This window comes from Faecalibacter macacae (genome assembly GCF_003687725.1).
In the GTDB taxonomy this organism is placed as follows: Bacteria; Bacteroidota; Bacteroidia; order Flavobacteriales; family Weeksellaceae; genus Empedobacter; species Empedobacter macacae.
Map to the genome: position 1 here is coordinate 152435 of NZ_RDOJ01000004.1, position 12099 is coordinate 164533.

Annotated in this window: 10 protein-coding genes and 1 tRNA gene; 4 read left to right on the forward strand and 7 right to left on the reverse strand. The window is 31.7% G+C overall.

All coding sequences use genetic code 11. The annotated features are described in order from the left end of the window. Window position 1 precedes the first annotated feature (1 nt). On the reverse strand, window positions 2-520 hold the full coding sequence (locus EAH69_RS04530) for a hypothetical protein (RefSeq protein WP_121933999.1): 519 nt from the start codon (window positions 518-520) through the stop codon (window positions 2-4). 80 nt (window positions 521-600) lie between these two features. Further along, a complete protein-coding gene (scpA, locus tag EAH69_RS04535) occupies window positions 601-2733 on the reverse strand; it encodes a methylmalonyl-CoA mutase (RefSeq protein ID WP_121934000.1) in 2133 nt (710 codons plus the stop codon). 130 nt (window positions 2734-2863) lie between these two features. On the opposite strand from scpA, the gene EAH69_RS04540 reads away from it, so the two are divergent. Beyond that, entirely contained in the window at window positions 2864-3898 is a 1035-nt protein-coding gene (locus EAH69_RS04540; protein WP_121934001.1) for an acyl-CoA synthetase family protein, read from the forward strand. A 40-nt stretch (window positions 3899-3938) separates the two neighbouring features. On the opposite strand, the gene EAH69_RS04545 is transcribed toward EAH69_RS04540, so the two are convergent. Further along, window positions 3939-4208 carry a hypothetical protein gene (locus EAH69_RS04545; protein ID WP_121934002.1) on the reverse strand — a complete coding sequence of 90 codons (270 nt, stop codon included), beginning with the start codon at window positions 4206-4208 and terminating at the stop codon, window positions 3939-3941. Window positions 4209-4419: 211 nt separating this feature from the next. On the opposite strand from EAH69_RS04545, the gene era reads away from it, so the two are divergent. The 3 genes from era to EAH69_RS04560 all read left to right on the forward strand — a co-directional run bounded on the left by era (window position 4420) and on the right by EAH69_RS04560 (window position 7542). Continuing rightward, complete coding sequence (gene era, locus EAH69_RS04550) at window positions 4420-5307, forward strand: GTPase Era (protein WP_121934003.1); 888 nt, start codon at window positions 4420-4422, stop codon at window positions 5305-5307. Between the two features lie 114 nt (window positions 5308-5421). Then, a complete protein-coding gene (locus EAH69_RS04555) occupies window positions 5422-6210 on the forward strand; it encodes a universal stress protein (RefSeq protein ID WP_121934004.1) in 789 nt (262 codons plus the stop codon). A gap of 87 nt (window positions 6211-6297) precedes the next feature. Then, window positions 6298-7542, forward strand: coding sequence for a DUF445 domain-containing protein (locus EAH69_RS04560; RefSeq protein ID WP_121934005.1), 1245 nt, complete (start codon window positions 6298-6300; stop codon window positions 7540-7542). A 48-nt stretch (window positions 7543-7590) separates the two neighbouring features. Here EAH69_RS04560 and eco read toward each other — a convergent pair whose 3' ends face one another. The 4 genes from eco to clpB form a co-directional block, all read right to left on the reverse strand. Further along, the gene (gene eco / locus EAH69_RS04565; RefSeq protein ID WP_121934006.1) at window positions 7591-8052 is read right to left on the reverse strand and encodes a serine protease inhibitor ecotin; all 462 of its coding nucleotides are present in this window, start codon (window positions 8050-8052) and stop codon (window positions 7591-7593) included. 113 nt (window positions 8053-8165) lie between these two features. Then, window positions 8166-8239 (reverse strand) — tRNA-Asn (locus tag EAH69_RS04570). Between the two features lie 137 nt (window positions 8240-8376). Beyond that, window positions 8377-9051: a TIGR02117 family protein gene (locus EAH69_RS04575; protein WP_121934007.1), complete on the reverse strand. Its 675-nt coding sequence runs from the start codon at window positions 9049-9051 to the stop codon at window positions 8377-8379. A 104-nt stretch (window positions 9052-9155) separates the two neighbouring features. After that, the gene (gene clpB / locus EAH69_RS04580) at window positions 9156-11768 is read right to left on the reverse strand and encodes an ATP-dependent chaperone ClpB (RefSeq protein WP_121934008.1); all 2613 of its coding nucleotides are present in this window, start codon (window positions 11766-11768) and stop codon (window positions 9156-9158) included. Window positions 11769-12099: the final 331 nt, after the last annotated feature.

Sequence of the window (12099 nt, forward strand, 5' to 3'; positions counted from 1 at the left end):
ATTACTTCGTAACTTTTTTCCAGCTTGTCTCATTGATTTTTAAAGTATCAATAGGAGAAATTGTATTAAATAATGGTGTAATTGCCATTACTCTATATGTTTTTTCTTCTCTTAGATCCATTTCTAAACAATAAGTTTCGATAGATTTTATAGTTTCAGAAGAAGATGAAACGGATTCGTATAAAGTAGATTTTACTTTTTTAGTTACTTCCCAATTTTGACAATTTCCGACAGAAGAATAATACTTAAAAAGAAAGAATGGAATGATTCCGATGATGATTCCAAATACAAATTTTAAGATATTTTTTATGTTCCAACCATCTGCTTTTTTGATGCTAAGCATAAATAAGAAGTAAATACTTGCACCAGTAGCGAACGTTAAAATTTTAGGGAATATTTGAGCAAAACGATAATCAGAAAACTCTAAACTAATGTGTTCCCCAAAAACGAAATAACTGATAAACCATACAATAATAAGGATAAAGGTAGTTTTTAAGGTTAATCGTAGAGATCTGTTCATGTTCTGATTTTTGCTTCTGTAAAATTAAAGATTAATTCCTGCTAATCAAAAGGAATTAACAGGAATCAATCAGTTTATTATTATTTATATTCTTTAATTAAATTTTCTAAAACTTCAATAGCGGATTCTGCTAAGTTAGTTCCTGGTCCAAAAATAGAATGAGCTCCGTTAGCTAAAAGGAAATCATAGTCTTGTCTTGGAATAACTCCTCCAACTACAATATATACATCTTCGCGTCCTAAAGTTTTTAATTCTTTAACTACTTCTGGAACCAAAGTTTTGTGCCCAGCTGCTAAAGAAGATACTCCCAGAATATGAACATCATTTTCAATGGCTTGTTTTGCAACTTCGGCAGGTGTTTGGAATAATGGTGCAATATCCACATCAAATCCCATATCTGCATAAGATGTTGCTACAACTTTTGCTCCACGATCGTGTCCATCTTGTCCCATTTTTGCAACCATAATACGAGGGCGTCGACCTTCTAATTCAGCAAATTCATCTGCTAATTTTCTTGCTGTTTCAAAGCTTTCCATTTTTCCTGCATCCATAGCATAAACTCCTTGTATTCCTCTTGTAATCGCTTTGTGTCTTCCGTAAATTGCTTCTAAAGCATCAGAAATTTCTCCTAAAGTTACTCGACGACGAGCTGCTTCAATAGATAATTCTAATAAGTTTCCGTTTCCAGATTTAGCAGCTTCAGTAATTTGAGCTAAGATTTCTTCAACTTTAACTTGATCACGTGTCTCGCGAATTTGCTCTAATCGATCAATTTGTTTTTGACGAACTGCTGTATTATCAATATCTAAAATATCGAATTCTTGTTGATCTAATTTAGATTGATAAGCATTAACACCAATAATTGCATCTTCACCAGAATCAATTTTAGCTTGCTTTTTAGCAGCAGCTTCTTCAATGCGCATTTTGGGAATTCCAGCTTCAATGGCCTTAGTCATTCCGCCTAATTCACGTACTTCTTGGATATATTCCCAAGCTTGATTTGCCATCTCATTAGTTAAAGCTTCAATCATAAAACTTCCACCCATTGGATCGGCAGTTCGGCAAATTTGAGTTTCTTCTTGTAAAATAATCTGTGTATTACGTGCAATACGAGCCGAGAAATCTGTTGGTAAAGCAATAGCCTCGTCTAAGGCATTTGTGTGTAACGATTGTGTTCCACCTAAAGCAGCAGCTAAAGCCTCAATTGCTGTACGACCAATATTATTGTAAGGTTCTTGCTCTGTTAAACTCCATCCAGAAGTTTGACAGTGCGTACGTAACATTAATGATTTTTTATTTTTTGGTTCGAATTCTTGCATCAATTTAGCCCAAAGCATACGTGCAGCACGCATTTTTGCAATTTCTTGCGTAAAATTCATTCCAATTGCCCAAAAGAATGATAAACGTGGAGCGAAATCGTCTACTTTTAATCCAGCTTCTAAACCAGTTTTTACATATTCGTATCCATCAGCTAAAGTGTAAGCCATTTCTAAAACTGGCGTAGCACCTGCTTCTTGCATATGGTAACCAGAAATAGAGATAGAATTGAAACGTGGAATATTTTTAGAAGTATATTCAAAGATATCTGCAATGATTTTCATCGATGGCGTAGGAGGATAGATGTACGTATTACGTACCATAAATTCCTTTAAAATATCGTTTTGAATTGTACCTGATAATTGCTCTTGTGTAACACCTTGTTCTTCTGCAGCAACAATATAAAATGCTAAGATTGGTAAAACAGCTCCGTTCATTGTCATAGAAACTGATATTTTATCTAATGGAATTTCATTAAATAAAATCTTCATATCTTCAACAGAATCAATAGCAACACCAGCTTTACCTACATCGCCAACTACACGTTCGTGATCCGAATCATATCCACGGTGTGTTGCTAAATCGAAGGCAACTGAAAGTCCTTTTTGACCAGCAGCTAAGTTTCTTTTATAAAAAGCATTTGATTCTTCGGCAGTCGAAAAACCAGCATATTGACGAATTGTCCAAGGTTGACGAACATACATTGTACTGTACGGACCTCTTAAAAAAGGTGCAACTCCTGGTAAAAAATCTGTTTGTTTTAGATTTTTTATATCGTCAAAAGTATAATTGTTTTTTACTTGTAAACTATCTAATTCAAATTCTTCCATTTCTGGTTGAACTGAACTTAATCTTCTTTCAAATCTAAGATTCGAAAAATTTGTTTTGTGATTCATAACGCTAATATAAAAAATATCGACAGATATATTTTCAAATTTTCATGTAAAATGAATATTACAACTATATGATAAAGAGCTTTTTGGTAGGATTATTGAAGTTTTAAATCAAATCATAAAATCAACCAACATGAAATTAGACTTTAATAATCAGACAATTAATGAAATTATTGCATCTATTGATGAGAATAAAGCTATGGAATGGCAGATTGATATTTTAAATTTTTTGAGGAAATATCAAGAACAACACAGCGAAATTAAAATCAATGAAATGCAAGGTGAAAATATCTTTACGATTGCAATGAAACGTGAAAATATTCAGAACACAGTTAAAGAATTGAATAAATACACGAATGTTGAGCAAGGAGATACGACTTTGATTGCAAATTCGATTACTATGAAAGATGGTGTTATTGCATTAGCACAAGCGATTGAAGGAAAAATGGAAGCGTATTGTGTTGAGCCAACGAATGATATTAAAATTCCGTACACTGGACAAGATCAAAATTCTATTCACTGGGGATTGAATTATGTATATTTAACCGAGGCGCAAGTACAACAATCGGAAGATGTACTGCATCGAATAGAAAAAATTGCTGTTGAAACTAATGGAATTAAAGATGAAACTAAAGAATTGTTATTTAATAACAATCAGCAGCAAACAGTCTACGAGGTTTTTAGTGTAAAATCATTTCCGATTGCTGTAAGAAGATTAAATGAAGAAAATTATTCACTCATTGGTAATGTAAATATTAGTCAATCAAATGACGGACAATTACTTGTAGATTCACCTAATTTTCAAGAGCAAATTAATACTCAAAAAGCAGTTATAATTAATGAAGATAATACTTTTAGATGGCTGACATCTGGAGAATATTTAGATGATGATAGTAATACAATTATAAATTTTGATCATATCGAAGAAGTTTTAAAGCCTTTTATCGATACGCGATTTGTAGTAATAAATTTTCCAGAAAAAGGAACAGGACAAGATGTGGTTACTTTGATTGTTGAAAGACGTTATATGGAAGAATTTAGTTATCTAACTGACGGTTTAAAAGAACATGAAGTCCCTAAGCAAACGTATTTTTTAGGAGAATTCCCTGAAAATAACGACAAAGCAGCAATTCGTAAAGAAGTAAAGAGATTACTAACAACGAGTTAAAAAAAAGAGCCGACTTAATAATTAAGTCGGCTCTTTTTTTTTAATATTGAATATCTATTAATGAAGTTAATGGGATTAATATGCCATTTTTAATTTGTAAATATTTTTCAGTAACTGTCCAAACAGTTGTCTCAATTTTCTTTGGTCCTTGATCTGTTTGGAAAGTAATATATGCTTTTGATTTAAACTCATTTCCTAATCGTACAGCTCCTATCAATTTTTCTTTCTGTACGTGAACTTCATCTATTGGCGCATCTAAGAATTTATAGTTTTGAACTTCTTCCTTCTCAATTAATTCAGCTTTAATCATCGTTCTCTCTTTTTTTGGTTTATTATATTTGTTCTTTCACACGTTACCGAATGTACAAATTCGGTAAATAAAAAACTAACAAAAGTCATTAAAATTTTAATAAAAATTTTCCGTCTAATTTTGAGTTTTCACTGTGGTGTATATGTATTCAAAAAGTTGACCAAGATTTATTTATTCTAATATATTCATCTGAATTTCGTAATTTTGCACCATGTCAGACGAAAAGAAATTTAAATCCGGTTTTGTTAACATCATTGGTAATCCTAACGTAGGAAAATCAACGTTAATGAATTTAATGATGAAAGAGCGTTTAGTTATTGCAACACACAAGGCACAAACTACGCGTCATCGTATTAAAGGAATTTTAACTACGGAAGATTATCAGATTGTATTTTCTGATACTCCAGGAGTTTTAGATCCTGCGTACGAATTGCAAGCAAAAATGATGGAAGCAGTAAACGAATCTTTGGTTGATGCTGATGTGATTCTTTATGTTGTAGAAATCGGAGAAAAACGTTTGAAAAATGAAGAAGTATTTACTCGTCTTCAAAAAACATCAACTCCAATTATTTTATTATTAAATAAAATTGATACAGCTACGCCTGATCGTCTGAATGAAGCTGTTGAGTATTGGCACGAATTATTACCTAATGCACAAATTTTACCTATTTCTGCAAAAGAAAATGTAAATGTTGATATGTTAGTGAATAAAATTAAAGAGATGTTACCAGAAGGACCTCAATATTATCCAGAAGAGCAATTAACAGATCGCTCGGAACGTTTTATTGTGAATGAGGTAATTCGTGAGAAAATTTTATTAAACTATACAAAAGAGATTCCTTATTCTGTTGAAGTTGTAACAGAGCGTTTCAAAGAAGAAATGAATTTAATTTCTATTGATGCTGAAATTTTTGTTGAACGTGATTCTCAAAAAGGAATTATCATTGGGCATAAAGGTGAATCTTTATCAAAAGTAGGGAAAGAAGCCAGAGAAGAATTAGAAAAATTCTTTGATAAAAAGGTTTTCTTAAAGCTGTTTGTAAAGGTGAAAAAAGATTGGCGTAAAAAAGAAAATGATTTACGTCGTTTTGGTTATTAAATAATCATTTTAAATAATAGTTAAGCGTTGATATTTCAACGCTTTTTTTGTGCTTTAAATTCTGAAAATTTGTAATTTTAGATAGAGATAAAAACCATTCTAAAACAAAACCTTATGGCTACAATATTATTCCCAACAGATTTTTCTAACACAGCTAACAATGCATTTATTTATGCATTAAACCTTGCGAAAGCAATCAACGCGGACATCAGAATGATTACGCTAAAAACTCATCTAAAAGAATACTTAAACATGCAAGAAGATGAGTTTGAGATTAAGGTGAATGAATTACTGGCAATTGCCAAAGACAACGAATTAGAAGATGTAAAAATTAAAAGTTCTTTAGAAATCGGAGACTTATTAATTACTGTACTTGATATTGTACAAAAAGAAAATATCGATTATATCGTAATGGGTACAAATGGAGAAAATAGTTTTGGACAAAAATTCTTCGGATCTCAAACTTTAGCCGTTATTAATAATTCGCCAATTCCGGTTCTGGCAGTTCCTCATAATGTTGTTTTTCAAGAAAATCGAAAGTTTGCTTATGCATCAATGTTCGATCCAAAAGAAAAACCTGCAATTGAAAAAATGATAGGCTTTGCTAAAAAACATAATTCAACGTTAGATATTGTCCATGTAGAGAAGAAGGCAATGTCGATTGATATGATTATGAATAAGCGTGAATTGGAAGTAAATTATCCAGAAGCTAAAGTTGCAGTGCTTAAAAGTAAAGATGTAGAAACTGCATTATTAGATTATTGCGAGATGTATCATATAGATGTTTTAGGTATGTTGTATCGTGAATTAAATCCTTTTCAAAGATTATTTACAGAAAGTCACAGCCGACAATTATTAACAAGTGCAAATTTTGCAATATTAGTATTAAAAGGACGAAATTAATTCCAAATTATTCGATTTTAAAGCGATGTTTGACATCGCTTTTTTATTGGCTAAATTTTTGCGAAATTTATAATACAATTTGATCAAATGACTGAAGAACAAAAAAAACAAAGTCTTAGAAAACATAAAACCATAGCAACAGGATTATTTGTATTGATGGCGATCGTTTATGCTGTCATGGTTTATTTAGGTACAAAGTCTGAAGATAAATGGATTGGTTACGTAGAAGCTTTCTCAGAAGCCGCAATGGTTGGGGCTTTGGCTGATTGGTTCGCAGTTACCGCATTATTTAGTTATCCTTTGGGATTAAAAATTCCGCATACTAATTTGATTGAACAAAGTAAAAATTCAATCGGTGATAACTTAGGCAGTTTTGTAACAAATAATTTTTTAACTCCGTCTAACATTCGTCCCTATATAGAAAAACTAGATGTGGTGAAATTTGTAGCAGAATGGTTGCATAAGAAATCAAATCAAGAGGTTTTACAAGAAGAGATTATAGGTTTTGTAAAAAAGATTATAAAAGACTTAGACGACAAAGAAGTTGTAGATTTTTTATCCGATAAAGGTGATGAGATTATTAAACAATTTGATTTAAAAGATTTAGCCTCAACTGCGGTAACATATTTGGTTGAAAAAGATAAACACAGTGAAATTTTAGATGTTATTTTGCCAAAAGCAAAAGCATATATAGAAGAAAGTGATGTTTTAATCGAAGATAAAATTAATGAAAAACATCCTGTGATTTCTTTTTTTGCAGGGAAAAAAATATCGAAAGGAGTTGTAAGTGGAGTGATTAGTTTTATTGAAGAGATAGAAGAAGACAAAGAACATCCGATTCGAAAAAATATACAAGATTCATTACTTAAAATTGCCGAAAAAGCGAAGACAGATCCATATTGGGAAGAGAGAATTAATTCGATGCGAGATGAATTTGTCACAACAGATCGTATTGAAGAGTATGCTTCGGATTTATGGCAATCTTTGAAAATGAATTTAACTGAAAGTTTTGATCAAGACGATTCTACTTTACAGAAATATATTAAGAAAAACATAGAGAAACTATCACAAAATTTGAATGAAAATGAGGATATGATTCTTAAAATAAATGGATGGATTCGTCATTTTCTTTACCGAATGATTTTACGAAATGTAACAGAAGTTGAAACTTTAATTAGTAAAACAGTAGGAGATTGGGAAGGAAAAGAATTAAGTGATAAATTAGAATTAGAAGTTGGTAAAGATCTACAATTTATTAGAATTAACGGAACAATAGTAGGTGGAATAGTAGGATTGATAATTTATACAGTAACTCAATTATTCTTTCATTAAAAATAAAAAAGTACAACTTACTAAGTTGTACTTTTTTATTTAATATCGTTATTCGGCTGTTTTAACTTCTGTAGATGCAGACCATATTCTGTAATTTACTTCATATCCTTCTGGCGTGTAAATTACGATTGGTAATCTGCTATTGTATCTTAATTTTTCCGATTGTGCATAAACTACTTTTTCAACTTGTTTATTATCTATACAAGCTTTTAAAGTTCCCGCGATATTTCCATCAGATGTGAAATCGTAATACGTATATCCCCAACCTTGTAGATCTTTGGCTTCAACTTTACCTAATAAAAAATGGTTGTTACAAGCGTCTACAGTTGTTTTTTTACCCACAAAAATTTCAACCATGTAATCATTTTCGTTTTCACGAGGTTCAACACGAATTACTTTTTGAACTTGACCATTTTCTGGTTTAGGAAACATTTTGATATCTTCTTTCATCTGTGCAAAACTTGTTATTGAACTGAATGATAATATACTAAATAATAAGATCTTTTTCATTTTTTAGATTTTGAATTATACTAATAAGATGAAAAAGGAGTGCCAATGGTTGTGTGAAGTTTGTTAAAATATAGCCAAAAAAAAAGACATTCAAAATTTGAATGTCTTTTTTGCTCCTCCTCTTGGGCTCGAACCAAGGACCCTCTGATTAACAGTCAGATGCTCTAACCAACTGAGCTAAGGAGGAGTATCGTTATCGATATTGTGTTGCAAATATAGAGCGAATTTTTATATCTCCAAATCTTTTTAAAACTTTTTTTTAACTGAAAGTCGCTTAAATAGGGCAACTAATTGAAAATGAATTAGAAAAATTTTAAACTTTTTTTATTTGTAATGATAAAAAATCCCTTGTTGAGTTGCTGTCCATAGCGGAGCGGTCTGTTTTGCTTCTTTTAAAGCATCACTAGCCCATGCATTACACGTAAAAAAAATATTGTACGTTCCTCTTGCTTCGTAAAAAGAGTCATTATCTCCGTACACCATTTCTGTTGGTATAAGTTGTACTTTACCGATGGTACCAAATTCAAATGAGTTTTTAATGTAATTAACCATCTTAATATATTCATTTTTACTGATGGTCATTTTTTTACAATCTTCACTTTCTGATATTGAATTGTAAAATGTAGTATGCATTGCAGAATCTCCTAACCAAAAAGCAGCTTTAAAAGCTGTTGAGAACTTTAAATCTTTCCATTCTGGTGTATCTAAATAGAAACCTTTGTCTCCCCATCCAAACGCAATATACTTCATCGGTTGTTTCGCTTTTGTATCATCAAACGGGATGATTTCTGACCAATTAATCACATCTGTTTCAACAGGAACGACGATATCAGTATGCATTCCATTTGTTAGGATGTATATTTCTACCCAATCATCTGATGATGAGGTTGTTTTATTTACAGGGATTAATGGTAATATGATTACTGCTAAAAGATATAATAAAAGGATGCAAAACAATAAACCAATTGATTTTAGGATGTATTTGAAGATTCTTTTCATAGCGATTGATTTTCATAAAGATAAAAAAATCCCGTCACACGTGACGGGATTCACAATTAACTAAAATATTTAATATGAAATCGACTTCATAATTGGATTATATGTTAAGCATTCGTTCTAAAAACTAATTTGTTAGTTCCTGGTTTTTCTTCCAAGTAATCGATTAAGACTGCATCGTTATCATTAATGTTTCCTTTCAGAATTTCTTTTGATAATTCGTTTAATATATCTTGCTGAATCACTCGTTTTAATGGTCTTGCTCCAAATTGAGGATCATATCCTTTATGCGCTAAGTAAGCTGATGCTTCTGGCGTAATATCTAATGTAATATCGCGTTGCGCTAATTTTTTTGCAACTGCATTTAAATAGATTCCTACAATTCCACCAATTTGATTTTGGCTTAACGGACGGAATAAGATAATTTCATCAATACGATTTAAGAACTCTGGGCGGAAGTTTAGTTTTAATTCATCAAAAACTTCAGCTTTTGTATCGTCATAAACTTCTGCAACATTGTTTTCATCAATATCAGCAAACTTCTCTAATATCGTATGCGATCCAAAATTAGAAGTCATAATGATAATCGTATTCTTAAAGTTGACTACACGACCTTTATTGTCTGTTAAACGTCCATCATCTAAAACTTGTAACAAAATGTTGAAAACATCTGGATGCGCTTTCTCTATCTCATCTAATAAAATCACCGAATATGGACGACGACGAACCGCTTCTGTTAATTGCCCACCTTCGTCGTAACCAACGTAGCCCGGAGGTGCTCCAACTAAACGAGAAACTGCGTGACGTTCTTGATATTCGGACATGTCGATACGCGTCATAGCATTTTCATCATCGAATAAGAATTCGGCTAATGCTTTTGCTAGTTCAGTTTTACCAACACCCGTAGATCCTAAAAATAAGAATGAACCGATAGGTTTTCCTTCGTCACTTAATCCTGCACGAGAACGGCGAATAGAATCTGCAACTGCAGTAATCGCTTCTTCTTGTCCAAGTACACGTTTGTGTAATTCGTCTTCTAAGTGTAATAATTTTTCGCGTTCTGATTGCATCATTTTCTGAGCCGGAACTCCCGTCCATCTCGATACAACTTCTGCGATATCATCTGCATCAACAAACTCTTTTACCAATTTGTTGTGCTTATTTTCTTCTAATTTTTGTTCAGCATATTCTAAAGCATTTTTTGCATTCACTAAATCTTCAAATTCTAATTTAGATGCTTTTGCATAATCGTATTCACGCTTTGCTTTTTCGATTTCGAATTTTATATTTTCTATAATCTTGCGTAAATCCTGAACTTCATCGGCTTTATTTTTTTCGTCTTGCCATTTCGCACTGAATTGATTTCTTTCGTCCTGAAGATTTGATAATTCTTCTCTTAAAAGATTCAGTTTTTTCTCATCATCTTCACGTTTTATTGCTTCGATTTCGATTTCTAATTGAACAATTTTACGGTCTAATTTATCTAACTCTTCAGGTTTAGAATTCATTTCCATTCTCAACTTAGAAGCAGCTTCATCCATTAAATCGATTGCTTTATCTGGTAAGAAACGATCTGAAATATAGCGTGTAGATAATTTTACAGCTGCAATAATCGCCTCATCTTTGATTCCGATTTTGTGATGCTGTTCATATTTATCTTTAATCCCACGTAAGATAGAAATTGCAGATTCTTCATCTGGTTCTTCGACCATTACTTTTTGGAAACGACGTTCCAACGCTTTATCTTTTTCAAAATATTTTTGATACTCATTTAAAGTTGTAGCTCCGATTGAACGTAATTCGCCACGAGCTAGTGCAGGTTTTAAAATATTTGCTGCATCCATGGCACCTTCACCGCCACCTCCGGCACCAACTAAGGTGTGAATTTCGTCGATGAATAAGATAATTTCTCCGTTAGAAGAAGTTACTTCTTTCACAACTGCTTTTAATCTTTCCTCGAATTCACCTTTGTATTTTGCTCCAGCAACCAAAGCTCCCATATCTAATGAGAAGATTTGTTTGTTTAATAGATTTTCAGGAACATCTCCATTAATGATTCGGTGCGAAATACCTTCAGCAATAGCTGTTTTACCAACACCTGGTTCACCAATTAAAATTGGATTATTTTTAGTTCTTCGCGATAAAATTTGTAATACACGTCTAATTTCTTCATCACGACCAATTACAGGATCTAATTTTCCTTCTTTGGCTAATTCAGTTAAGTTCTTCGCGTATTTGTTTAAGGAATTGTAAGTTCCTTCGGCATTTTCTGATGTTACTCTTTCTCCTTTTCTCAATTCTAAAGTTAAATTTTTAGTGTTCTCGAATGTTACACCTTGATCTTTTAGAAGTTGACTTGTAGGTGATACATTCTTTAAAATTCCTAATAAAATGTGCTCTAACGTAATGAAATCATCTTGCATTTCCTTTGCGATTTGTTGCGCAGATTGTAAAACAGAATTTGCACTATTTGAAAGATGATTCGTTTGTTGACCTTGGACTTTTGGATACTTTTTAATTTCAGCATCCAATTCCATTTTGATATAATTAAGGTTTGCACCTTGTTGTTCTAATAATAATGAAATAACGTTTTCATCAACGTCGAACATTCCGCTTAAAATATGGCTTGGTTCGATTGCTTGATTTTGATTTCCAGCTGCAATTTGTTGTGCAGACTGAATCGCTTCGCGTCCTTTTATTGTAAACTGATTAAAATCCATTTTTTCTTTATTTTGTTCGTTGATTTGTTTGTTTGAGGTTAATTAATCAAATTAAATTCCAAACTGAAAATTAATTAGTTATGCTGACTTTTTGTCGTTTTAAAACGAAAAAAAGAGACATTTTGACAAATATCTCCTTTGATTGTATAATTAATAGAATTTAATTTCGCCAGCATGAGTGTTAGCTGATAATGTTTAAAAAGATAGTTACTAAAAAATTATAAAAATGAATGAAAATAAAATTTAATTGATATAGTGATAAATTAATATATTTATTTGAATAATTTCTATCACTATTTAACTTACTAATATTATGAATTTACTTTTTATA

What these genes read in the sequence shown, in the direction of transcription:
- EAH69_RS04530 (WP_121933999.1), bottom strand. Translation starts at nt 520, where the DNA reads ATGAACAGATCTCTACGATTAACCTTAAAAACTACCTTTATCCTTATT.
- scpA (WP_121934000.1), bottom strand. Translation starts at nt 2,733, where the DNA reads ATGAATCACAAAACAAATTTTTCGAATCTTAGATTTGAAAGAAGATTA.
- EAH69_RS04540 (WP_121934001.1), top strand. Translation starts at nt 2,864, where the DNA reads ATGAAATTAGACTTTAATAATCAGACAATTAATGAAATTATTGCATCT.
- EAH69_RS04545 (WP_121934002.1), bottom strand. Translation starts at nt 4,208, where the DNA reads ATGATTAAAGCTGAATTAATTGAGAAGGAAGAAGTTCAAAACTATAAA.
- era (WP_121934003.1), top strand. Translation starts at nt 4,420, where the DNA reads ATGTCAGACGAAAAGAAATTTAAATCCGGTTTTGTTAACATCATTGGT.
- EAH69_RS04555 (WP_121934004.1), top strand. Translation starts at nt 5,422, where the DNA reads ATGGCTACAATATTATTCCCAACAGATTTTTCTAACACAGCTAACAAT.
- EAH69_RS04560 (WP_121934005.1), top strand. Translation starts at nt 6,298, where the DNA reads ATGACTGAAGAACAAAAAAAACAAAGTCTTAGAAAACATAAAACCATA.
- eco (WP_121934006.1), bottom strand. Translation starts at nt 8,052, where the DNA reads ATGAAAAAGATCTTATTATTTAGTATATTATCATTCAGTTCAATAACA.
- EAH69_RS04575 (WP_121934007.1), bottom strand. Translation starts at nt 9,051, where the DNA reads ATGAAAAGAATCTTCAAATACATCCTAAAATCAATTGGTTTATTGTTT.
- clpB (WP_121934008.1), bottom strand. Translation starts at nt 11,768, where the DNA reads ATGGATTTTAATCAGTTTACAATAAAAGGACGCGAAGCGATTCAGTCT.